Here is a 23,456-nt window from a genome sequence, read left to right on the forward strand (position 1 = left end):
TGCTGGTCGCGGCGGGGCTGGGCGGCTGGTTCGGGGGCGTGTTCGACCGCATGCCGCAGCTGCCGCTGGCCGATCCCTACCTGCTGGAGGTGGAACGCGCCGCGGGCGGCCCGCCCCGCGCCACGGGCCATGTGCCGAGCCGGGCCCTGGCCGATGCCTTCGCCGCCAGGCTGGCGGAGGCGGGCGGCAGCGCGGAGCTGACGCTGGCCCGGGGCGATCTGCCCGGGGACTGGGGGGCGGGGATGCTGGATCTTCTGGAACGCGCCCTGCCGCTGCAGGACTTCCGCATGACGGCGGCGGGCGCGGAGGTGCATGTGACCGGCCGCGCCGCCACCCCGGCGGAGCAGGCCATTCGCCAGGCGGCCTTCGACGCCGGCTTTCCCGCCGGGCTGACCGGCACGGCCGAGATCGCCCTGACCCCGCAGATCCTGCCGCCTGCGGATCTGCGCGCGGCCCTGGCGGAGCTGGCGGATTGCGGGCCCCTGCGCCTGGTCGATCCCCCCGCCGCGGGATATGCAGCGGGGGCGGAAATCGCGGTGGCGGGGGACCTGGAGGGCCCCGACAGCCTGCGCCGCCTGAGGGACGGTCTGGCGCCCCTGATCCGGGATCGTCCCCTGCGGCTGGACATGGCGGTGCTGAACCCGCCGCTCTGCCGGGTCGCGGCGGAACTCCCCGCACCCGGCGGCACGCCGCTGCGGATCCGCATGGGCTGGGGCGGGCGCGATGCCGAGAACACCGCCGGGCTCTACCATGTCGGCGAGAACCCGGTGATCGACCTGGACCTGCCCGCGGATCCGGCGGAGGGACGTCTGTGGGTGTCGATCATCGATGTGGAAGGCGTGGTCTTCCACCTGCTGCCCAACCGGATGCGGCCGGAAAACGACGTGACGGCGCTGCGGGACGAGGCCGGGCCGGAGGGGCTGCGCCTGGCCTGGCCGGCCGCGGAGGCGGCCGATGGCAGCCGCATCGCCTTCACCGTCGATGACAGCGTGCTGGGCAAGTCGCTGATCCTCGCGCTGCGGACCCGCGGACCGCTTTTCGAGGAATTGCGCCCGGTCAGCGAATCCGCCGAAAGCTTTGCCGAGGCCCTGAACCGGGCCCGGGCGGAGGGGCGGATGGCCGATCTGCAGCAGGGCCGCGCGATCCTGACCACCGCGCCCTGAGCCCCCGGCTCAGGGCTGCAGCGGCCAGATCAGCGGCGCCAGCAGCACCGTCACCAGCCCGGCCAGGATGTTCATCGGCAGACCCAGCCGCAGGAAATCGGTGAACCGGTAGCCCCCCGCATTATAGACCATCGTGTTGGTCTGATAGCCGATCGGCGTCGCGAAGCTGGCGCTGGCGCCGAACATGACCACCACCACGAAGGCCCGCGGATCCAGCCCCAGCTGATGCGCCACCCCCACGGCGATGGGCGTGACGATCACCGCCACCGCGTTGTTGGTCACGATCTCGGTCAGGATCGAGGTCGCCGCATAGATGATCGCCAGCGCGGCCAGCGGACCCGCCACCGCCAGCGGCCCCGACAGCGCCTCGACGATCATCGCCATCGCACCGCTCTTGTCCATCGCCGTGCCGAGGACCAGCATGCTGACGATCAGCAGCAGCAGCCGGCCGTCGATGGCGCCGATCCCCTCGTCGGGTTCCACGCAGCGCGTCACCAGGACAATGGCCGCGCCGATGATCGCCAGCGGCAGGATCGGGGCCAGTTCCAGCGCCGAGCCGACCACCACCGCCGCCAGCACCGCCAGCGCGATGGGCGCCTTGGCCCGGCGGAAGGGCCGCACCGTCATCGGCGCCAGCAGCACCAGGTCCTCCTCGCGCGCCAGCCGCGCGATATTCTCGCCCGGCCCGTCCAGGAGCACCGTGTCGCCGGGGCGCAGATGCAGCCTGGCATCGCTGAGATCAACCGCTGCGCCGTGGCGGTGCACCGCGATCGGATAGACCCCGTGACGCCGCCGCCAGCCCAGATCGGCCACCGGGCCGCGATAGGATTTCACCAGCGCCTCGACCACCTGGTGGCGCTTGGCCTGGGCCAGTTCGGTGCCCGAGATCTCCAGCCCCTGCGCGCCCATGGAGCGGAAGCCGATCACCTCGGCATCCGAGGTGTGCAGCACGACGCGGTCGCCGGCCTCCAGCACCTCATCGGCCAGGCGGCGGCGCAGCGAGACATCGTCGCGGATCAGGTCGATCAGCCGGGTGGAGCTGCGCCGGAAATCAGGCACTTCGCCCAGCGGCCGGCCGATCAGCGGCGATCCCGGCGGCACGAACAGCTCCACCCGCCAGGATTTGCGCTGGCCGATCGCGCCGGTTTCCGCCAGGGCGGTCCGGTCGGGCAGGAGCTTCGGCGCGGCAAAGACCAGGAAGACGCTGCCGATCAGCGCCAGGACGATGCCCAGGGGCGCCATCTCGAAGAGCGAAAAGGCCTCCAGCCCCAGATCCTGCGCCACCCCGTCGACCAGAAGGTTGGTGGACGTCCCGATCAGCGTGCAAGTGCCGCCGAGGATCACGACGAAGCTCAGCGGCATCAGGAAGCGCGAGGCGCTGGTGCCCAGTTCGCGCGCCAGCCCGAAGACCACCGGGATCAGGATCATCACGACGGGGGTGTTGTTCATGAAGGCCGAGGCGAAGGCGGCCAGCGCGAAGAAGACCGCGACGGTGCGGCGCGGATGGCGTTTCAGGCTGCGGCCCAGCCCCTCGGCCACGGCCTCCAGGACGCCGGTGCGCACCAGCGCCGCGCTGAGCACGAACATCGCGCCGATCGTGGCGGGGGCGGGGTTGCTCAGCGCCTTGAGCACGTCATCGACGCCGACGAGCCCCAGAAGGAGCGCCATCGCGACGCCGCATAGCGCGACCACCTCGGCGGCGATCCTTTCGGTCAGGAACAGCACGAAGACGGCGAGAACAAGAAGAAGCGCGCCATGCGGCGCGAAGGAGCCAAGCCCGAAAAGCATCCGGAATACCCGAGAACGGCCGTGCTGGAACGCGCCGACGGCGAGGCGCGGCAGGCGGGCGCGCCTCGCGCGGTGCCGGGACCTGCCCCGGGCTCCTCTTTATCTCGACTGCGCAGGTCGTCAAAACGGAATCTTCGCTCCGGCATCTTTTCCCGGCGGCCTCGCTGCGGGACGATTGCCGCGACGCGCGGGGCGGCGGGGCGAAGATTGACGGCCCGCCGCGGCGCCGCTATCGCGGGGACGAGCGCCAGCCCCCAGCCAGCCGATCCGACCAGCGCCGCCGCCCCGACGGCGGCCCCGACCCGGGGGACCGACATGCCGCACCACCCTTCAACCGCGACCGGATGGCCGCCATGCAGCTGACCGGGTTCGAGGGGCGCTGTGCCTTCGTCACCGGCGCCGGGGGCGGGATCGGCCAGGCGGCCATCGCGCGGCTCCGCGGCGCCGGGGCGCGCGTCTTCGCCACCGATCTGCCCGGGGCGCTGGCCGGGCTGAGCGCGGCGCCCGATCTGCTTCTGCACCCGCTCGACGTCACCGATGCCGCCGCGGTGGAGGCCGCGCTCGATGCGGCAGAGACGGCATTCGGCCCGCCTGCGCTGGCGGTGCATGCGGCGGGGATGCTGGAGACGCGGCCGCTTCTGGATCTGCCACCGGAGGCCTGGGACCGGGTTTTCGCGGTGAATGCGCGCGGCAGTTTCCTGGTGGCCCGGGGACTGGCGGCGCGCATGGCCGACCGGGGCGAGGGCGCGATCGTGGTGATCGGGTCCAATTCCGGGGGCGTGCCGCGGATGGACATGGGGGCCTATGGCGCATCCAAGGCGGCCGCGGCAATGCTGGTGCGCAGCCTGGGGCTGGAAGTCGCGCGGCAGGGCGTGCGGGTGAACCTCGTTGCCCCCGGTTCGACCCTGACCCCGATGCTGTCGGGGATGTGGGACGATCCCGAAGCCGGGGCGGCGCGGGTGGTCGCGGGCAATCCCGCGCAGTACCGCACCGGCATCCCGCTGGGCAAGCTGGCATCCCCGGACGACATCGCCGCCGCGGCCATGTTCCTTCTGTCGCGCGAGGCGGGCCATGTCACGATGGCCGACCTGTATGTCGATGGCGGGGCGACGCTGCGCGCCTGAGGGACCGCGCGGCGCCTCCGGCGGCGCAATAGCCTGCCTTATGTCACCATTTCGGGCGACCCGGCCCCGGCGCCTCCGGCATTCAGGATGTGCCGCCGGTCCCGGGACCGGGCCGGTCGTCCAGGCGCCGCGTCATGAAGACCAGGTCGAGCCATTGGCCGAATTTCGTGCCGACCTCGCGCAACACCCCGGCCCGTTCGAACCCCAGGCGTTCATGCAGGCGCAGCGACCCGGCATTGCCCGCCTCGATCCCGGCCACCATCGCATGCTTGCCCGCGGAGCGGGCCCGCGCGATCAGCGCCTGCATCAGGGCCAGCCCGATCCCGCCGCCGCGCAGATCCGCGCGGACATAGACCGAATGTTCCACCGTGTGGCGATATCCGTCGAAGGCCCGCCAATCCCCGAAACTGGCATAGCCCGCAACCGTTCCGTCCTCGGCACGGGCGACAAGCACCGGATGGCCTGCCTCCCGCCGGGCCTTCAGCCAGGCGCGCCGGTTCGGCAGATCGACCTGGGCATCGTTCCAGATCGCCGTCGTATGGGCGACGGCGTGGTTGTAGATCGCGGTGATCCCGTCCAGGTCCCGCTCCTCGGCATCGCAAATCAGCATCCTGTCCCTGTCCCGGCCTTGATCTCCCGGTTGTCCATCATGATGACGGACCTGTCAATGACGGGCCCCGGGCGCGCCCCCCCGCAGAACCACCACCGCATAGCGGCAGGGCCGGTCGCTTTCGTTGCGGAACACGCAATCGGCAGGCGGCCCCGGCTGAAGGCAGTCGCCCGCGTGCAGCTCGTGGCGCAAACTGCCCTCGGTGAAGACCAGCTCGCCCTCCAGCACCCAGATCAGCTGCCGAAGGAAGGCGAAGGCGGCGGCGGGCATCGGCACCGCCGCGCCGGCGGGAAGGCAGATTTCGGTAAGATCCAGCGGCAGATCGGTCCCAGCTGAGACTTGGCGGCGCAGATAGCCGGTTGCCGGGTCGGTCCAGACCGGCTGGACCGCATGGCGCGACAGCCTCCCTCCCGCCGCCTCGGCCCGCGCCAGAAGGGTCGACATGCTCAGCCCGAACGCCCCGGAGAGCCGCCCCAGCAGGCTGGCCGTGGGGCTGCTTTCGCCGCGCTCGATCTTGTGGATCATGGCCCGGGACACGCGCGCCCGCCCCGCCAGCATCGTCAGCGACCAGCCCCGGCCTTCCCGCTCGGCCCGGATGCGGGCGCCGAGCCTGCGATCCATGTCATCCTCGTGCATCGTGCCATCATAATGGACAGCTCCGGCAGCGGCAAGCATCTGGCGGACGGTCCGGCAGCGCCTGCGTGCCCTGTCGCCGCCGACCCCGCCGGGGACTCGCCGGCAGCCCTTCGCCCGCCCGCATGGCTGGAGATCCGCCTCCGGAACGCGGCGCGGAGGATGGAGAAGGACCTGCCCGGAGCCTCTGGCGCATTGCAGGCTCATATCGGCAAGCTTGACGCCGGGGCGATCCGGCCTTCCCGCAACCGGAGGCTCCACGATGCCGCCACGCCACGGCAGCGGCATGGAGGACGCCCCCCCTGTCGCGGCCCCGGCGCGTGGCGCCGCGCCACGGGGCGATTTCGGCAATGTGCGATCGCGTCGGCATCCGCCACGCAAAGCGGGATTTCCCGGCGCCGGATTCCGGGCCTGCAGGGGCGGCGCCGCTCCGGCTGGCCCTGCGCTTGACGCGCCTGCGGATCCGGTCTGCGGGCGAGGCGGAACGCGGCAGCGGAAACGCGTCGCCGCCCGCGCCGGATCGGGACCGCCCCGTCCGCGGCAGACAGGGGTCGGTCTGGGTCCCCGGAGGAAGCAGATGCCTGTTCTCCCCAGAAACAGGGGATAGTCCTGTGGACAAGTGATGGCTGGGCCCTGCCCTGCTGGGTCTCAACTGACCTGCCCGAATCTTGTGCAAATGACGAGACAGGCCTCCCGGGCGGCCCGGCAGGCAAGGGCGATCTGCAGGAGCGGCGCAACCCCGACCACGGAAGCCCCGAAGCGCGCCGCAAGCCTTCTCCGCATGCCACCGGCCATGATACGAGCAATGGCGCGAGGGGGAGAAAGCCAGAGCGTTTTGAGCGCAGCGCGCTTGCGCTGCTCGAAAGGTTCTTGCCGCGCGCGAGACCCTGAGTGGCGGCGCATGCATGGGGCAGAACGCTCGCACCGACCCGCCAGGCGCGGATTTTGCCACAACGACCCGGACTCGCGGCTGTGGCCGACGCGGGCGAGACACCCTGCCATTGATCTCAGCCGACGCGGCCTTCCCTTGCTGCAAGGATCCGGCAACGTGAATCCGGGCCGTCCAGTGGTTTGCAAGCGGCGCCGGGATCCCGCAGCGCAGCGAACTCCCTTCCCTGCCCGGTCCTGCCATGTCAGGCGCTGGCGCGGTCCGGATGCCTCTCCTCTTCGTTCATCGCATGCCCGTCCGGCGGTGTGGTCGTGAAATAGCCTGCCTCGTCCTGCATCGTTTCGACCTTGGCGCCGAAGCTCTGGACGGCGGCATTGGTCTCTTCCGCCATGGCGGCATTTTGCTGTGTCACGCGATCCAGATCCCCGATGGCCCGATTCATCTCCGCCAGGCCATTGGATTGCTCTTCCGCAGAGGAGGCGATGGCGACAATGAGATCGACAACCGCGCTCATCCGCGTATCGATCTGCTTCAGCGCCTCTTCCGCCTCGCCGACCTGGCGCACCCCCTGCGACACCTGCTGGCCGGATTCGGAAATGAGATCGGCAATCTCGCGGGCGGCGTCCGCCGAGCGCTGCGCCAGCGCCCGCACTTCGGAGGCCACCACGGCAAAGCCGCGCCCGGCATCCCCGGCCCGCGCCGCCTCGATCCCGGCATTCAAGGCCAGAAGGTTGGTCTGAAACGAGATATCGTCGATCACGTTGGTGATCTTGGAGATCCTCTCGGAGGAAGAGGCGATCCGGTTCATCGACTCCATCGCCACGGCGATCACCTCGGCGGAGCGGGCCGTATCCTCCTTGGCTGTCTGCGCCTGGCCGCGCGCCTCCTGGCTGCTGGCCGTGGTCCCCTTGACCGAGGAGGCAAGCTCCTCGAGCGCCGCCGCGCTTTCCTCCAGCGTGGCGGCCTGGCGCTCGGTGCGGCGGGACAGGTCGTCGCTGGCGCTGCGGATTGCGGCGGAATCCGCCACGAGCTCGGCGGAATGGCCCAGCACATCCCCGATCACCGAATCCACCTTGCCGATGGCCTCGTTGAACTTGGCGCGGATCGCATCCAGTTCCCCCAGATCGCGCTCGATCCGGGTGCGAAGATCTCCTTCGGCAAGCTGCTGCAGGGCGGAGCTGGTTGCGTCCAGCGTGACCTTGAACGCCGTGGTATCGACGGCGAATTTCACCACCTTCACCACCTGGCCCGCGGCATCCCGGATGGGATTGTAGCTGGCCTCGATATGCACTTCGCGCCCGCCCTTGCCGATACGCAGGAAATGGTCGGACATCGTCTCGCCCGCCCGCAGCCGTTCCCAGAATGTCTTGTATTCGGGCCCCTCCCGTTCTTCAGGGGACACGAACATGCCGTGCATCTTTCCCTGGATCTCTTCGAGGTCGTAACCCATGACCTGGCAGAAAATCGGGTTCGCGATCAGGATCCTGCCGGTCGCATCGAATTCGATCACCGCCTGCACCGCCTGGATCGCGGCCAGCTTGGCCTCGACATCCGCCTCGCGGTTCTTCGCCTCGGTGATGTCGAAGGCGTATTTCACCACCTTGAAGGGCCGCCCCTCCGGATCGGTCAGGGTCTCGTACGTGGCCTCCAGCCACAGCACCTTTCCGCCCTTGCCCAGCCGTTTCACCTGGCCGCTTTCGGAGGCACCGCTGGCAAGGCGCTGCCAGAATTCGCGATAGGCCGGGCTGTCCGCCTCGCCCTCGGGCATGAACATGCGGTGATGGCTGCCCCGGATCTCCGCCAGATCGTAGCCGGTGGCGGCGAGAAAATGACCGTTGGCATCTATGATCGTGCCGTCCAGCTCGAATTCGATTACGGCCATCGCCCTGGAAATCGCGTCCACCTGGCCGCGATTGTCGCGGCGGCGCATGTGGTAGGCGGTGATGTCATGGGCGACGATCAGGATTTCCTGCAGCGCCCCATCCGCGCCCGGGACCGGAGTGGCCACCATGTCCAGCCAGATTTCCCGGCCTGCATGGTCCAGATGCGGCGCGATGCGGTTCACGTCCGTGCCCGCGGCGACCGCGTCGCGCATCGCCACCGTTTCGTCGGACTGATGGTCCTTCTCGCGCAGGATCGTCAGATAGCCCTGTCCCGCCAGATCGGCCGCAGCCCGGCCCAGGACCTTTTCGGCCGCGGGATTGACCGACCGGAACGTCCAGTCCGGCGCCAGCACCATGACGACATGGCTTCGCTCTACCGCGGCAAACCTGGAGGCTGCGGGATTGCCCGTCTCTTGGGCCTTGGAAAAACGCCGGAATGCCATGTCATCGCCTGCAACAGTTCATAACTTCCGCGACCTAGCACGAAGAATCTTGCCATTCCCTCAATGGCGCCCGGATTGCGCGCGGCTGCGCGGCTTGCCCCGTCCCCGCCTTTTCGTCAGTATGCGGATGGAAATGCCCCGATACAGGAGACCCGTTGCCATGACCGATTTCAGGGATGTCCTGGCGCTGGAGGCGCTGCCCGAGGGACGGGTGATGACGGTGCGCGTCGACGGCCACGTGATCGGCCTGGCGCGCATCGCGGACACTGCCCATGCCTTCCAGAGCCTGTGCCCGCATGACAAGGCGTCGCTGCAGGATGGCAAGGTGGACGGCTGCCAGGTGCATTGCCCCCGCCATTTCGCGCGGTTCGACCTGAAGAGCGGAAAGGTCTCGGCGGGCTGGCGGGTGGATGACCTGCGGCTCTATCCGGTGCGGCTGCGGGACGGGCGCATCGAGGTCGATGCCGATGCCCTCCGGCGGCAACCGCCGGAGGGTCCGAAAAAAGTCTGGGATTTTACCTGACCGCCCCGGGGCCGCAGGGCGCCAGCCCCGGAGGGGCAGCCGGGGGCTAGGCCAGGACCGGCGGCGGGATCAGCGGCGAATCGGCCTCGAACTTCTCGCCGTTCTTGAAGCACATCACCGGGCGGAACAGCTTGTCGGTGACGACCTCGACGCCGGAATTGTCGAACAGCTTGAACCGACCGTCCAGCAGGTCGAGAACCGAGATGTCGGCCGCGCGCCCGACCTGGATCGATCCCAGCTCGTCCGACTTGCCCAGCACGGTGGCGGGGTTCTGCGTCACCGTCGCCACGATATCGGGCATCGACATGCCCAGCGTCATCAGCTCGGTCATCGCCACGGTCAGGTTGAAGGGCGCCGCGCCGAAGAACGGGTTGGATTCGCGGACATCCTTTTCAAGCCCCTCGGGCGGGACGGTGACGTTGAAGCCGTGCATGTCGGCGCCCAGCGTGAAGGGCTTGATCCCGGCATCCAGCACCTTCTTGGCGACCTCGAAGCTGAAATGCGACCCGTGCCCGACATCGACGCGCACGCCCCGGTCGATCGCCTCGAAGACGATCGGATGGACCTCGCCCTCCTCCGAGACGAAGCCGCCGGGATGGCGGGTGAAGGGATGGGCCAGCATGTCGCCCTCCTCCATGATCGGCACCAGTTCGCGGATCAGCTCGTCGGGATCGGGCACCGGGCCCTCCTCCAGCGACGGCCAGAGCTGGCCGAGATGGATATAGAGCGGCAGGCCCAGTTCCTTCGAGATCTGCTTGCCGATCTTGATGACCTCCATGCCCCAGCGCGACTGGCCGCCGATTTCGGCATGGGCCTTCACGCCGCGCACGATATCCAGGTTCTCCTTGGCCACGCGCACCGTGTGCTCGGCATTGACACCATAGGGCCCGTAGAGGTCCGGGTACATGTGCCCTTCCAGCCCGCCGACCAGATAGGCCGAGATGAAGCAGTAGAGCTTGGTCTTGGAACTGCCGTCGAGATAATGCTTGAACCCGCCCAGCGTCATGCAGGACGGCCCGCCCTGGTCGATGATCGTGGTCACGCCCGAGCGCACGCCGACCATGTCGGGATTGAGGCCGAACTTGCCGGTGACATGCTGGTAGACATGGCCGTGCGTGTCGATCATGCCCGCCGTGACGATCTTGCCGGAGAGGTCGACCGTCCCGGCGCCCTGCGCCTCCAGCGAGGGCTCGATCGCGGCGATCCTGCCGCCCGCGATGGCGATGTCGAAGACCCCGTCGCGGCCCGTTGCCGGGTCGATCACCCGCCCGCCCTTCAGGACGGTGTCAAATCCCTGTTTCATCCATGCACCTTCTTTCTGATCGGCGCCACAGATTCCGGCATTCCGCAAAGCTTTGCCCATACTCGGAAATCACGCCACGCCGCGGCATTTTCTTGCATTCATCAGTAGACTGACTATTTTACCGGATCAAGACAGGAAAGCTTATCGCGCCGAAAAGGACTCCTTATGGGAGAAGTTGCATGACCGAGACCGGGACCTGGGAAGGCCTCGCGCCGCGCCTGACCTTCTGCCGCAGCCTGGCCGCCGCGGCGCCGCACCTGCCGCCGCGCGCGCTGTTTCACGCCGGGCCGGCCTATGACGGGCCCGCCGCCTGCCCGCGCCCGGTGCGCAACGCCGCCATCGCCGCTATGCTGGCCGAGGGCTGGGCCGCCGATCCGGCCATGGCGGAGGCCGCCATCCTCGCGGGGGACGTGACGCTCCTGCCCGCGCAGGATCACGGGCTGGTCACGCCGCTGGCCTGCGTCGTCTCGCCCTCCATGCCGGTGCTGGCCGTCGAGGCGGGCGGGCAACGCATTCTCGTGCCGGTGAATGACGGGCCGCCCGAAGGCGCGCTGCGCTTCGGCCGGGCGGATCCGCGGGCGCAGGTGGCGCGGATCGCCGAAATCCGGGCGCTGGCCGCGCCGCTGGACCGGGCGCTGGCCGGGGGGATCGAGCTGCTGCCGCTGATGGCGCAGGCGCTGGAGGCCGGCGATGACCTGCACGGGTCGGTGGCGGCGATGACCGCGGGACTGGCCGACCGGCTGGGGCTGGCGGGCGCCGCCGATGCCTATGCCCGCACCCCGCTCTTCGCGCTGAACCCGGTGATGGCGGCGGCGGCAGCGATGCTGCGCGCGGCGCGTTTCGACATGCCGACGGTGATCGCGGCGGGCGGCAACGGGGTTGCCTTCGGCTGGCAAGGCTCGGCCGCGCCCGGGATCTGGCACACCCGCCCTGCCCTGCCGCCGGTCGGGCCGCGCATGGATGGCGGCGCCGCGGCGGTGCTGCCCGCGATCGGCGACAGCGCGGTGATCGATGCGCTGGGGCTGGGCGGGGCGGTGCTGCGCCGCAACCCCGCGCTTGCAGAGGCGCTGGCGCCGTTCCATCCGCCCGAGACCTTCGCCGCCCCGGCGGCCTTTCTCGCGCCCCATCCCGCCCTGCCCGGCGATATCCGGCTGGGCCTGCCTGCGCAGAAGGTCGCGGCGCATCCCGGCATCATGCTGGCGATGCTGGGGGCGCAGGGCGAGGGGCTGGTGGGCCGCGGCCTGGCCCCCTGGCCCGCCTAGGAGGCGCGCAGCCGCTCCGGCTCGAAATGCGGGATCGCCGAGACGAGTTTCTGGGTATAGGCGTCCCTGGGCGCGTGCAGCACCTCCTCGGCGGTCCCGGTCTCGACGATGCGGCCGCGATTCATCACGATCACCCGCTCGCAGAGCAGCCGCACGACGTTCAGGTCGTGGCTGACGAAGATGTAGCTCATCCCCAGGTCGCGGCGCAGCCGGTCCAGAAGCTGCAGCACCACCGCCTGCACCGAGACATCCAGCGCCGAGGTCGGCTCGTCCAGAATCAGCAGCAGCGGATCGGTGGCGATGGCCCGCGCGATGCCGACCCGCGCCTTCTGCCCGCCCGAAAGCTGATGCGGATAGCGGCTGAGCAGGTTCGCCGGCAGGCCGACCATCTCGGCCAGTTCATCCACCCGGCGGGTGACGGCGGCGGCCTCGCGCAGCCCCGAGATGCGGCGCAGCGGCTGGGCGATGGCCTCCGCCGCCGACCAGCGCGGGTCCAGGCTGTCATGCGCGTCCTGGAACACCATCTGGATGCGGCCGCGTTCGGGCATCCGGGCGAAGCGCGCCGAAGGGTGCTGCAGGATGTCCTGCCCGTCGAAGACCACCGCCCCCGAAGTCGCGTCCTGCAGCCGCGCGATGATCGACGAGGTGGTGGACTTGCCGCAGCCCGATTCCCCCACCAGCCCGAGGCTCTCGCCGCGCATCATCTGGAACCCGATCCCGTCCACCGCGCGGAAGGGCGCGGGCTTCTTCCCGAAGACACCCCCGCCGCGGCGGGGGAATTCCTTGACCAGGTCCACCACTTCGAGGAGCCGCTCGGGCCCCGGCTCGCGCGGGCGCGGCGGCGCGATGGAGACCGGCGCGGCGATCCCCCCGGTCAGCTCGGCAAGCTGCGACCGCGGCCCCGGCGAGGCGGCGATCAGCTTCTGCGTATAGGGATGCTGCGGATCGGTGAAGAGCTGCGCCACGGGGGCGGATTCCACCACATGGCCCTTTTCCATCACCACGATCCGGTCGCAATACTCGGCCGCCATGCCCAGGTCATGGGTGATCAGCATCACCGACATGCCGCGCGCCCTGGTCAGGTCGCGCACCAGGTCCATCGTGGCCTTCTGCGTGGTCACGTCGAGCCCGGTCGTCGGCTCGTCCGCGATCAGCAGCCGCGGCGAACAGGCCAGGGCGAGGGCGATCATCACCCTCTGGCACATGCCGCCCGAGAGTTCGAACGGATAGCTGTCGACCCGTTCCTCGGGATCGTTGATCTTCACCTGCCGCAAGAGGTCGATCGCCTTGGCGCGCGCATCCGTCCGCCCGGCCAGCGCGTGGCGCTTCAGCACGTCGGCGATCTGCTGTCCGACCGGCATGATCGGGTTCAGCGCAGCGCGGGGGTTCTGGAAGATCATCGAGATCTCGCGCCCCCTCAGCTCGCGCTGGCGCCCCGCCACCGGCTTGCCGTCATACTCGACGCCGCCATGGGTGATCCGCCCGGCCTGGTCGAGAAGGCCGATCACCGTATAGGCGCTGACCGACTTGCCCGAGCCCGACTCGCCGACCACGCCGACCACCTCCCCGGGGGCGACCTCGAAGCCGACCTCGTGCAGCGCCTGGACCTCGCCCTTGCGGGTCCTGAAGGCAATCGACAGGGTCTCGACTTTCAGAAGCGGTGCCATGGCGGGCCTCATGTCCGGCGGGTGGGGTCGACCATGTCGCGCAGGCCGTCCCCCATCAGGTTGAAACAGAAAACGGCCAGCATCAGCGCCGCGCCCGGGAACAGCGCCAGCCACCATTCGCCCGAGACGATGTAGCTGGCCCCCTCGGCGACCATGATGCCCCATTCGGCGGCGGGCGGGCGCACGCCCAGCCCGATGAAGGACAGCCCCGCGGCATTCAGGATCGCCCAGCCCAGGTTCAGCGAGATCTGCACCATCATCGGCGGCAGCACGTTGGGGAAAAGCTGGGTGGCCAGGATGCGCAGATCCGAGGATCCCGACAGCCGCGCCGCCTGGACATAGCCCGCATTGCGGCGCACCGCGACCTCGGCGCGCGCCACGCGGATATAGAAGGGCAGGTTGATGACAGCCGTGGCATAGATCACGTTCTGCACCGTGTTGCCCATGGTCGCGACCACGCCCATGGCCAGGACGAAGAGCGGGAAGGCCATGATCGTGTCCGACAGCCGCCCGACGATCCGGTCGGTCCAGCCGCCACGGAACCCCGCGAGGCAGCCAAGCGCCGAGCCCACCACGAAGGACAGCATCACGGCGGAAAGCGCGATGCCCAGATCCAGCCGCGCGGCGACGATCACCCGGCTGAGCACGTCGCGGCCCAGATGGTCGGTGCCGAAGGGATGCGCCATCGAGGGCGGCTGCAGCGCGTTGACCGCGCGGGTGGCCAGCGGGTCGTAGGGCGCGATGGCCGGGCCGAAGACCGCCATGATGACGAAGACCGCGAAGAGGCCGAAGCCGATCACCGTCAGCGGGTTTTCCGATACCGTGTAGCGCAGGCGGGCGATTGCGGCCATCTCAGCTCTCCAGCCCGACGCGCGGGTCGATCAGGGTCAGCATCACGTCGATCATCAGGTTCACGACGACGAAGAGAAGCGCCATGCACAGGACGAATCCCTGCACCGCGGCATAATCCGAGGCAACCAGCGCCCCGATCGCGTAGCTGCCGATGCCGGGCCAGGAAAACACCTTCTCCACCAGAACATTGGCGCCGAGGAGGAAGGAGAAGACCATGCCCAGCGTGGTCAGAACCGGCAGCGCGGCATTGCGGAAGGCATAGACCCACAGGATCCGTCCCGATCCCAGCCCGCTGGCGCGCGCCGCGCGGACATAGTCGCCCGACAGCGCCGAGAGCATCGCCGCCCGCGTCATCCGCGCGATCGGCGCCAGCGCGAAGAGCCCCAGCGTGACCGCCGGCAGGATCATCTGCCGCAGCGCCGCCCAGAACACCTCCCAGTCGCCGACCAGAATGGCGTCGATCGTGTAGAAGCCGGTCACCTGCGGCGGCGAGATGTAGAGGAAATCCAGCCGCCCCAGCGGCGAGGGCGCCCAGCCCAGCAGGTAGTAGAAGACATAGATCAGGAACAGCCCGGTGAAGAAGGTCGGCAGCGACACGCCCGCCGTCACCAGCAGCCGACACAGATGGTCGATCCAGCTGCCCGGCCGGGTCGCGGCCAGAACGCCCAGCGGGATCGCCACCGCCATCGACAGGAACAGCCCCGCCAGCGTCAGCTCCAGCGAGGCGGGCAGCCGCGCCATCAGCTCGGTCATCACCGGCCGCCCGGTGGAAAGCGAGTTGCCGAGATCCCCCTGGAGGAGATCCCGAAGGTAGTAGAGGAACTGCACCGGCAGCGAATGGTCCAGCCCCAGCTCTGCCCGCACCTGCGCGATGGTGCTGTCATCGGCCATCAGACCGGCGAAGAACACGGCCGGATCGCCCGGCAGCGCGCGGGTCAGCAGGAAGGTGATGACGATCACGCCGAAGACCGGAGGGATCGCCTGCAGGATCCGGCCGCCGATGCGGGAGAGCTTTTCCATGGGTCAGGCCTTGGACATGTTCGACAGCGCCAGCTGCCGGTGGAACCACGACACGTAGCCTTCGACCTCGGGCTTCATCGCCGCATCCAGATAGGGCTGGTACAGCGGGATGCGCGGCACGTCCTCGAAGGCGATCTCCATCATGCGGGTGATGTTGGGCGCGTAGGCCGGGTCGTCCGTCTCCATGGTCAGGGTCGCATCGACCAGCTCCGCCATTTCCGGGTCGGAATAGTTCGAGGAGTTGAACAGGTGCCCCTCGATATAGGCCCAGAAGAAGTAGTAGTCGGGATAGTTCAGCCAGCCGCCGAAATTCTCCAGATGCATCGGCAGGCGCTTTTCGACCAGCGCCGCGGTGCGCCACTGGGCGCCGGGGATCTTGTCGAGCGTCGCGGTGACGCCGATCTTGCCCAGGGCCTCCTGGATCAACAGGGCGGTCGGCTCCATCCAGTCCGCCAGGCCCAGATTGTAGGACAGCGTCGTCTCGAACCCGTCGGCGAAGCCCGCCTCGGCCAGCAGCGCCTTGGCCTTCTCCAGGTCGGTGGCATAGGGGAAGGGCTGCGGCCATTCGATGGTGGAGGGGGTCATCTCGGTGCCGCCCCACATCGGCTTGCCGCGGCCATAGGCGCCCGCCGCCAGGATGTCCTCGTAAGGCAGCGCATAGGCGATCGCCTGGCGCACCAGCTTGTTGTCGAAGGGCGCGTAATTGACGTTCAGCCCCAGCACGTGCAGGCAGTTGTCGACCGGCGCGCCCTCGACCTTGGCCTTGCCGCTCTCGGCCAGTTCCTTGGCGTCCTTGGCGGGCACGTCCATGTAGAAATCGACATCGCCGCGTTCCAGCAGCGCCCGGCGCGTCGCGGCGGAGGGCACCTCGCGCACGATCACGCGCTTCAGCGCCGGCAGCTCACCCAGCTGCCAGTCATCGTTGCGCTCGTAGACGAATTGCTGCCCGGCATCCCAGCGCGCGATCTTAAACGGGCCGGAGCCTGCGGGATTCTCGTGCAGGTAGTCGGTGGCCCAGGGATCGGCCTCGGTGGCATGTTCCTTGGCCAGCTTGGAGTTGATGACCAGCGGCACCGGCACGGCCAGGTCGGGCAGCGCCAGCTTGGAGGCGGCAGGCAGGTCGACGCGGAAGGTCATCTCGTCCACCGCCACGAATTGCTCGGGATCGGTCATCGAGCCCGCCGCCATCTGCGTCAGCGGGAAGCCCCCCAGCGTCACGGCCCGGTCGAAGGACCATTTCACGTCCCCGGCCGTCACCTGGCTGCCATCCCAGAACTTCGCCTTGGGGCTGATCTTGAAGGTGATCGACTTGCGGTCCTCGGAGAATTCCCAGCTTTCGGCGATCTCCGGTTCGATCACGGTCGAGTCGTAGGAGATCGTGCCGTCCTCCAGCACCTTGGTGCCGAAGCGCACCAGCCGGTCATAGACATTCACCGCCACCTGGTAGGACGGCCGGTTGGTGCCGGTGCGGTGCAGGTCGAGGCTGTTGATCGTGTCGCCGATCACCACGACCAGCGTGTCCGACCCCGCCGCGGCCGAGGCAGGCAGCGCGCGCAGGAAAGGCAGCAGCGCGGCGCCGCCGAGCGCGGCCGATCCGGTCTTGAGCAAATCGCGTCGTTTCATGTCATCTCTCCTGTCGGTGATCAGCTTGCCGCTTTTGCGGTCAGTGTTTCGAGGAAGGCCCGCCAGCCGCCCAGATGCGAAATCTCGGTGGCTGTTGCGGTGGCCGCGGACTCGCAGAGGAAGCCCAGAACGCCGCGGCCATCGGAAATCGTCAGCGTACCGATGGTCAAGGGAGCGGGGATGCCCTTCATGAAATCCCCCATCTGCGACGCAGGAAGTGCCCATAGTTCCACCGCGATGGAATGTCCCTGCTCGTTCTCGCCGCAGCGCACGAGGCCCGGCCGTTTCGGCGGCCCGCCCGCCAGCGCGTAGAACCGGTAATCCGGCGCCGTGCGCGCGGCCTCCAGGAACCGCCCCCCGCGCGAGGTCAGTTCGTGATTCAGCGGCAGGCCCGACATATGCGCCCCCACGGCCGCCACGATGATCTCATCCGCCGCCGCGGCCGTCGCGGCCGGTGCCAGCGCCGGCAGCGGCCAGCCCGGCGCCCCGGGCGCCCCGGCCAGGTCCGCCTGCATCACCCGGCCCAGCGAGGCCAGCACGGCATCCTCTCCGGCCCCGGCGATCAGCGTGACATTGCCCGGATGCCCGTCAGCGCGCGGCATCACCGGCACGGCCAGCGCCGCCATGTCCAGCAGGTTGACGAAATTCGTGTAGGTGCCCAGCCGCGAATTGGCCGCCACCGGCTCGGCCGCGATATCGGCCAAGCTGCACAGCGCGGGGACGGTCGGCACGCAGAGCATGTCCAGCCCCGCCATCAGCGCCTCTGCCTGCCGCTTGAGATCGCGGAACCGGTACTGCGCGCGGAAGGTGTCGGTCGCCGAGAACCGCCCTGCCTTGCCCACGATCTCGCGGATCACGGGCAGGACCGCATCGGGGCGGCGCTCCATCAGGTCCTGGATCACGGCGTGGCGCTCCGCCACCCAGGGCCCGTCATAGAGCATGACCGCGATCTCGTAGAGCGGGGCGAAATCCAGTTCCGCGATCCGGTGGCCCTGCGCCTTCAGCCAATCCAGCGTGGCGGCGAAATTCGCCTCCTGCGCGGCGTCGCCGAAGAATTCCCGCGATGCCGCGTCCGGCACGCCGATCGCAAGGGGCGTCACGGGGCCCGGCAAGGGGGCCGCGACCGGACGGGCATAGCCATCGGCCGGGTCATAGGCGGTCGCGGCACGGAAAACGGCATGCGCATCATCGACGCTCAGCGCGAAGACCGACACCGTCTCGCAGCTGCGGCAGGCGGGGACCACGCCGCTGGCGGAGAACGCGCCCAGCGTCGGTTTCAGCCCGACGATCCCGTTCATCGCCGCGGGCACCCGGCCCGATCCGGCCGTGTCCGTCCCCAGCGAGAAACTGACCAGCCCCCGGCCCACCGCGACGCCCGACCCGCCCGAGGACCCGCCCGGCACCAGCTCGGCATTGATCGCGTTGAGGGGCGCCGGTCCGGTGGTGCGCGTGCCGTTCAGCCCGGTGGCGAACTGGTCGAGGCTGGCCTTGCCCACGGGGATCGCCCCGGCGGCGCGCAACTGCGCGATCACGAAGGCATCGGCATCGGGCGTGTAGGCAAAGGCCGGACAGCCCGCCGTTGTCGGCCAGCCCGCCACATCGATATTGTCCTTCACCGCGAAGGGCAGACCGTAAAGCGGCATCGCCTGCGGATCGAACGGCCCCAGCGCCTCGGCCATGGCGACCAGGTCCGCCTCTTGCGGAAGATGCAGGAAAATGCCCGGATCCCCGGCCGCCTCGATGCGGCGGCGGCATTCGCGCATCACCTCCGCGGGGCGCAGCCCCCCGGCATAGGCATCGTGAAGCGTGGCGAGGAAGAAGGGGAGGTCCTGGATCATGCGCGGGTTCCGTTTCGATCTGCGCCTTCAGGGAAGCACTCGCCTGCGCTGCGCGATACTGCTATTTTTGCGTCATCGCGATGCAATTTTTGCAGCAGGAGGCAGGATGCGGTTTCAGACGACGCTCAGGTATATCGACGCGGTGGCGCGCACCGGCTCCATCCGCAAGGCGGCGGAGTCGCTGTCGATCACCTCCACCGCGCTCAACCGCCGGATCCTGGCCTTCGAGGAGGAACTGGGCGCCGACCTGTTCGAGCGGATGTCGACCGGCGTGCGGCTGTCGGCGGCGGGCGAGCTGCTGCTGCAATCGGCGCGCAACCAGCTGGGCGAGATGGAGCGGCTGCGCGCGCAGATCGCCGACCTGAAGGGCGAGAGGCGCGGCCATGTCGCCATCGCCTGTTCGCAGGCGCTGCTGCCCTATTTCTTCCCCGAGCAGATTTCGATCTACCGCGCCCAGCATCCGCGCGTGACCTTCAAGGTGATCCAGCGCGACCGCGCCGCCGCCGAGGAGGCGCTGACCGATCGCAGCGCCGACCTGGCGGCCGTGTTCGAACCCGCCCAGCCCGGTGATTTCGACATGCTGCTGGCCGTGGACCAGCCGATCCATGCGGTGATGGCGGCCGATCATCCGCTGGCGCAGGCGGCGCAGCTGCGGCTGCGCGACTGCCTGCAATATCCCCTGGTGCTGCCCACCGGGGCGATTTCGGTCCGCGGGCTGATCGAGGCGGCGGCGCGGCGCATGTCGGCCCGGATGCAGGTCGTGGTCGAATCCGACAATTTCGAATTCATGCGCAACCTCACCCTGGCCGAGCCGGTGATCGCCTTCCAGATCCCCGTCGGCCTGCCGGGGACGGCACGGTCCGACGGCACGGTCAGCCGCCCCGTGGATCGCCGCGACCTGGCGGCCGGGCGGGTCTATCTGGGGCATCTGCGCGGCCGCGTGCTGCCGGTCGCCGTGGCGGGCTTCGCCCGGCAGGTGCAGCAGGCCCTGGCGGAACGCTATGGCTGATCCGCGGAAAAATCCCCCCGGCGGGTTGCGCCAGGGAAAATGCATTGTAGACTGATTATCAGTATGCTTGCAGTATCGGGCACCTCTGGGCCCGCGTTAGGGGATCACGGATTGGACAGCTCGGGACACGGCGTCGGCGCCTCGCTCAGGCGGCTGGAGGATGACAGGTACCTGGAGGGGCGCGGCCGCTTCGTCGGCGATATCCGGATGCCGGGGATGCTGGAGGTCGCCTTCCTGCGCAGCCCCGTCGCCCATGCCGAGATCCGCGGCATCGCCAAGCCCGGGGGCCTGGAGCACCAGGTCTTCGCCGCCGCCGACCTGACCGGCGTGGCCGGCATCCGCGCCGATAGCGGCCTTCCGGGCTTCCGCAGCTCGGTGCAGCCGGTGCTGGCCCATGACCGCATCCGCCATGTCAACGAACCCATCGCCGCCTGCGTCGCCGAGACCCGCGCCCGTGCCGAGGATCTGGCCGATGCGACGGTTCTGGATTTCGACACCCTGCCCGCGGTCCATGACATGCTGAAGGCGCGCGATCCCGGCGCGCCGCTGCTGCATCCGGGCTGGGAGGAGAACGTCTTTCTCGAAAGCGGCTTCGAGGCCGGGTTCGAGGCCGCCACCGAAGGCGCGCCGGTGAAGATCCGCCGCCAGTACCGCACCGCGCGGCAATGCATGTCGCCGATGGAGGGCCGCGGCGTGGTGGCCTACATGGACGAGCAGGCCGACCAGCTGGTCGTGATCACCTCCACCCAGATGCCGCATATCGTCCGCAACGGGCTGGCCGAGTGCCTGGGGCTGGATCAGGGCCGCATCCGCGTCATCGCCCCCGATGTCGGCGGCGGCTTCGGCTACAAGGGGATCCTTCTGGCCGAGGAGGTGGTGCTGGGCTGGCTGGCGATGCATCTGCGCCGCCCGGTGCGCTGGATCGAGGACCGCCGCGAACAGCTTGCCGGGAACGCCAATTGCCGCGAACACTGGTACGACATCACCGGATATGCCACCCCCGACGGCCGGCTTCTGGCGGTCGATTGCGAGGCCGTGGTCGATAGCGGCGCCTATTCCGCCTATCCCTTCTCCGCCTGCCTCGAGGCCGCGCAGGTCGCCTCGATCCTGCCGGGGCCCTACAAGATGGACGGGTTCCGCTGCCGCACCTGGTCGGTGGCGACGAACAAGCCCGCGATCCTGCCCTATCGCGGCGTGGCGCGCACCGGGGTGTGCTTCGCGATGGAACTGGTCATGGATGACCTCGCGCGCGAGATCGGCATGGAACCCGCCGAGTTCCGCCGCCGCAACCTGGTGACGGGGCCCGAGATGCCCTTCGTCAACATCACCAACAAGATCTTCGACTCCGGCGATTACGTCGAGGCGCTGGACCGCACGGTCGCCGCGCTGGACCTGCCCGCGCTGCGCGCGCGCCAGGCGGCGGGGGAACCGGACGGGCGGCTGATGGGGGTCGGGCTGTCGATCTTCTGCGAACAGGGCGCGCATGGCACCTCGGTCTATTCCGGCTGGGGCATCCCGATGGTGCCGGGCTTCGAGCAGGCGACGGCGCGGATGACGCCCGATGGCGGGCTGGAGCTGCGCGTCGGGGTGCAGAGCCATGGCCAGAGCCTGGAGACCACGCTGGCGCAGATCGCGAACGAAGTGCTGGGGGTGGAGCCGCGCAAGGTGAAGCTGGTCCATGGCGACACGGCGCTGACCCCCTATTCGACCGGCACCTGGGGATCGCGCTGCATCGTCATGGCCGGGGGCGCGGTCGCCACCGCCTGCGAGGAACTGGCCGGGCGGGTGAGGAAGATCGCGGGCACGCTGCTGCAGGCCGATCCCTCCGAGATCCTTCTGGGCGGGGGCGAGGCGCGGGGACCGTCGGGATCGGTGCCGCTCTCGGAGATCGGCAAGGTCTGGTATCACCGGCCGCAGGATCTGCCCGAGGGCGTCGATCCGGCGGGGCTGGAGGCGACGAAGGGCTACAAGACCGTGCGCGATACCGGCACCTTCTCCTATGCCTGCCATGCCGCCGTGGTGCTGGTCGATCCCGGGACCGGCGCCGTCGAGATCGAGCAGTACCGGATCACCGAGGATGGCGGCGTGCTGGTCAACCCGATGGTCGTCGACGGCCAGGTCCGGGGCGGCGCCGCGCAGGGGATCGGCACCGCGCTCTACGAGGAAATGCCCTATGACGGCGAAGGCCAGCCCCTGGCCACGACGCTGGCCGAGTACCTGCTGCCCGGCGCGGACGAGGTGCCCGCCATCCCCATCGACCATATGGAGACCCCCTCGCCGATCAGCCGCTTCGGCCAGAAGGGCATCGGCGAGAGCGGCGCCATCGGCCCGCCCGCGGCCATCGGCAATGCCGTCAATGATGCGCTGAGGCCCTTCGGCGCCGCCATCGCGCAGGTGCCGATCACGCCCGAACGGGTGCTGGCCGCCCTTGCCATGGGAGAGCCCGCATGAAGCCCGCCCCCTTCGATCTGGTCCCCGCGATGACCGCCGCCGAGGCGCTGCCGCATCTGGCCGGACCCCGCGAGGCCAAGCCGGTCGCGGGCAGCCAGTCCCTGGGTCCGATGCTGAACCTGCGCGTCGCCCGGCCGGAGCTGCTGGTCGATCTCTCTGCCTGTGCCGATCTGCGCGCCGTCACCGAGGAGGACGATGCCATCCTCTATGGCGCGGCGATCACCCATGCCGAATTCGAGGATGGCGCCGTGCCCGATGCCACGCCCGGCTGGCTGGCGCCGATCGCGCGGCGCATCGCCTATCGCGCGGTCCGCAACCGCGGCACGATCGGCGGCTCCATCGCCCATGCCGATCCGGCGGCCGACTGGGTCGTGACGATGACCGGCCTGGGCGCCTCGGTCCGCATCCTCGGCCCCCGGGGCGCGCGCGACCTGCCGATGGCGGAATTCGTCACCGGGGCGCTGTCCACCGCGCTGGAGCCGGGCGAGATCATCGCCGCCATCCGGCTGCCCCGGCGCAGCGCGCGGGCGCGCTGGTCCTACTGGAAATTCTGCCGCAAGACCGGGGAATTCGCCAAGGCCTCGGCCTGCGTTCTGGCCGATCCCGACCGGGGCGAGCACCGCGTGCTGGCCGCCGCGATCGAACGCGCGCCGGTCGCCCTGCCCGATCCGCAGGCGCTGATCGAGGGCCGCGCCGATCCGCGCGCCGCCGTCGAGGCCGCCCTGCCCTTCCTGACCCCCGAGCGCCGCGCGCTTCAGGTCACCGCCACGATCCGCGCGCTCGACGCGCTCGACGCGCTCGACGCGCTCAGGACAGGAGCCTCCGCATGACCGCCTTCACCGTCAATGGCCGGCCCGTGCGCCACGAGGGCGAGGCGCGCACCCATCTGGCGGATTTCCTGCGCGAGGAGATGGGGCTGACCGCCACGCATATCGGCTGCGAACACGGGGTCTGCGGCGCCTGCACGCTGGTCAAGGACGGCCGGCCCGTGCGCAGCTGCATCACCTATGCCGCCGCCTGCGGGGGGGCCGAGATCCGCACGCTGGAGGATTTCCGGGACGATCCGCTGATGACGCGGCTGCGCGCCGCCTTCAAGGACCATCACGGGCTGCAATGCGGGTTCTGCACGCCGGGGATGCTGGCCACCGGCTATGACATCGTCACCCGCCTGCCCGATGCCGACGAGGCGCGGATCCGCGAGGAGCTTTCGGGCAACCTGTGCCGCTGCACCGGCTATGCGGGCATCGTCTCGGCGATCCGCGCGGTGCTGGCCGACGGACCGCATCCGCGCCCCGCCGCCCCCGCCCGCGCCGCACAGATCGGACCGGCCGCCTTCGGCGGCACGCCGGCGCCCCTGCCCGCGGCCGCCGCCCCG

At 69.7% G+C, this 23,456-nt stretch carries 17 protein-coding genes and 1 pseudogene; 8 read left to right on the top strand and 10 right to left on the bottom strand.

Annotation, left to right across the window (positions count from 1 at the left end):
* Positions 1-1,163 (top strand): annotated as a pseudogene (locus ICN82_RS17780) (DUF4384 domain-containing protein); the annotation flags it as partial.
* A 9-nt stretch (positions 1,164-1,172) separates the two neighbouring features.
* On the opposite strand, the gene ICN82_RS17785 reads toward ICN82_RS17780, so the two are convergent.
* On the bottom strand, positions 1,173-2,951 hold the full coding sequence (locus tag ICN82_RS17785; RefSeq protein ID WP_193185532.1) for an SLC13 family permease: 1,779 nt from the start codon (positions 2,949-2,951) through the stop codon (positions 1,173-1,175).
* 353 nt (positions 2,952-3,304) lie between these two features.
* On the opposite strand from ICN82_RS17785, the gene ICN82_RS17790 reads away from it, so the two are divergent.
* Positions 3,305-4,075 carry an SDR family oxidoreductase gene (locus tag ICN82_RS17790; RefSeq protein ID WP_193185535.1) on the top strand — a complete coding sequence of 257 codons (771 nt, stop codon included), beginning with the start codon at positions 3,305-3,307 and terminating at the stop codon, positions 4,073-4,075.
* Positions 4,076-4,157: 82 nt separating this feature from the next.
* Here the strand turns inward: ICN82_RS17790 and ICN82_RS17795 are convergent, their stop codons facing one another.
* From ICN82_RS17795 to ICN82_RS17805, 3 genes are all read right to left on the bottom strand, one after another.
* Positions 4,158-4,685: a GNAT family N-acetyltransferase gene (locus tag ICN82_RS17795; protein WP_193185538.1), complete on the bottom strand. Its 528-nt coding sequence runs from the start codon at positions 4,683-4,685 to the stop codon at positions 4,158-4,160.
* Positions 4,686-4,739: 54 nt separating this feature from the next.
* Entirely contained in the window at positions 4,740-5,321 is a 582-nt protein-coding gene (locus tag ICN82_RS17800) for a helix-turn-helix domain-containing protein (protein ID WP_193185540.1), read from the bottom strand.
* A gap of 1,130 nt (positions 5,322-6,451) precedes the next feature.
* Positions 6,452-8,533 carry a methyl-accepting chemotaxis protein gene (locus tag ICN82_RS17805; protein WP_193185543.1) on the bottom strand — a complete coding sequence of 694 codons (2,082 nt, stop codon included), beginning with the start codon at positions 8,531-8,533 and terminating at the stop codon, positions 6,452-6,454.
* A 160-nt stretch (positions 8,534-8,693) separates the two neighbouring features.
* Here ICN82_RS17805 and ICN82_RS17810 point away from each other — a divergent pair, with 160 nt between their 5' ends.
* Positions 8,694-9,056 carry a Rieske (2Fe-2S) protein gene (locus tag ICN82_RS17810; protein WP_193185546.1) on the top strand — a complete coding sequence of 121 codons (363 nt, stop codon included), beginning with the start codon at positions 8,694-8,696 and terminating at the stop codon, positions 9,054-9,056.
* 46 nt (positions 9,057-9,102) lie between these two features.
* Here the strand turns inward: ICN82_RS17810 and ICN82_RS17815 are convergent, their stop codons facing one another.
* Positions 9,103-10,359 carry an amidohydrolase/deacetylase family metallohydrolase gene (locus ICN82_RS17815; protein WP_193185549.1) on the bottom strand — a complete coding sequence of 419 codons (1,257 nt, stop codon included), beginning with the start codon at positions 10,357-10,359 and terminating at the stop codon, positions 9,103-9,105.
* A gap of 179 nt (positions 10,360-10,538) precedes the next feature.
* Here ICN82_RS17815 and ICN82_RS17820 point away from each other — a divergent pair, with 179 nt between their 5' ends.
* On the top strand, positions 10,539-11,621 hold the full coding sequence (locus tag ICN82_RS17820) for an oxamate carbamoyltransferase subunit AllG family protein (RefSeq protein WP_193185552.1): 1,083 nt from the start codon (positions 10,539-10,541) through the stop codon (positions 11,619-11,621).
* Here the strand turns inward: ICN82_RS17820 and ICN82_RS17825 are convergent.
* Genes ICN82_RS17825 through atzF form a run of 5 tightly spaced genes read right to left on the bottom strand, consistent with a single transcriptional unit; the run spans position 11,618 to position 18,621 of the window.
* The gene (locus ICN82_RS17825) at positions 11,618-13,288 is read right to left on the bottom strand and encodes a dipeptide ABC transporter ATP-binding protein (RefSeq protein ID WP_193185555.1); all 1,671 of its coding nucleotides are present in this window, start codon (positions 13,286-13,288) and stop codon (positions 11,618-11,620) included. The genes ICN82_RS17820 and ICN82_RS17825 overlap by 4 nt on opposite strands.
* An 8-nt stretch (positions 13,289-13,296) precedes the next feature.
* On the bottom strand, positions 13,297-14,139 hold the full coding sequence (locus ICN82_RS17830) for an ABC transporter permease (RefSeq protein ID WP_193185558.1): 843 nt from the start codon (positions 14,137-14,139) through the stop codon (positions 13,297-13,299).
* 1 nt (position 14,140) lies between these two features.
* A complete protein-coding gene (locus tag ICN82_RS17835) occupies positions 14,141-15,160 on the bottom strand; it encodes an ABC transporter permease (RefSeq protein ID WP_193185560.1) in 1,020 nt (339 codons plus the stop codon).
* A gap of 3 nt (positions 15,161-15,163) precedes the next feature.
* A complete protein-coding gene (locus ICN82_RS17840; protein ID WP_193185563.1) occupies positions 15,164-16,783 on the bottom strand; it encodes an ABC transporter substrate-binding protein in 1,620 nt (539 codons plus the stop codon).
* 20 nt (positions 16,784-16,803) lie between these two features.
* The gene (atzF, locus tag ICN82_RS17845) at positions 16,804-18,621 is read right to left on the bottom strand and encodes an allophanate hydrolase (RefSeq protein WP_193185566.1); all 1,818 of its coding nucleotides are present in this window, start codon (positions 18,619-18,621) and stop codon (positions 16,804-16,806) included.
* 106 nt (positions 18,622-18,727) lie between these two features.
* Between atzF and ICN82_RS17850 the strand changes: the two genes are divergently transcribed.
* The 4 genes from ICN82_RS17850 to ICN82_RS17865 form a co-directional block, all read left to right on the top strand.
* Entirely contained in the window at positions 18,728-19,630 is a 903-nt protein-coding gene (locus tag ICN82_RS17850; protein WP_193185569.1) for a LysR family transcriptional regulator, read from the top strand.
* A 111-nt stretch (positions 19,631-19,741) separates the two neighbouring features.
* Complete coding sequence (locus tag ICN82_RS17855; protein ID WP_226898585.1) at positions 19,742-22,081, top strand: xanthine dehydrogenase family protein molybdopterin-binding subunit; 2,340 nt, start codon at positions 19,742-19,744, stop codon at positions 22,079-22,081.
* Complete coding sequence (locus tag ICN82_RS17860; RefSeq protein WP_193185574.1) at positions 22,078-22,911, top strand: FAD binding domain-containing protein; 834 nt, start codon at positions 22,078-22,080, stop codon at positions 22,909-22,911. The genes ICN82_RS17855 and ICN82_RS17860 overlap by 4 nt, the downstream gene beginning before the upstream one ends.
* Positions 22,908-23,456, top strand: a 549-nt coding sequence (locus ICN82_RS17865) for a (2Fe-2S)-binding protein (protein ID WP_193185577.1), incomplete at its 3' end; no start/stop codon positions are given. The genes ICN82_RS17860 and ICN82_RS17865, both read left to right, overlap by 4 nt.

The sequence above is a fragment of the Mangrovicoccus algicola genome (assembly GCF_014903745.1).
Classification (GTDB): Bacteria; Pseudomonadota; Alphaproteobacteria; order Rhodobacterales; family Rhodobacteraceae; genus Mangrovicoccus; species Mangrovicoccus algicola.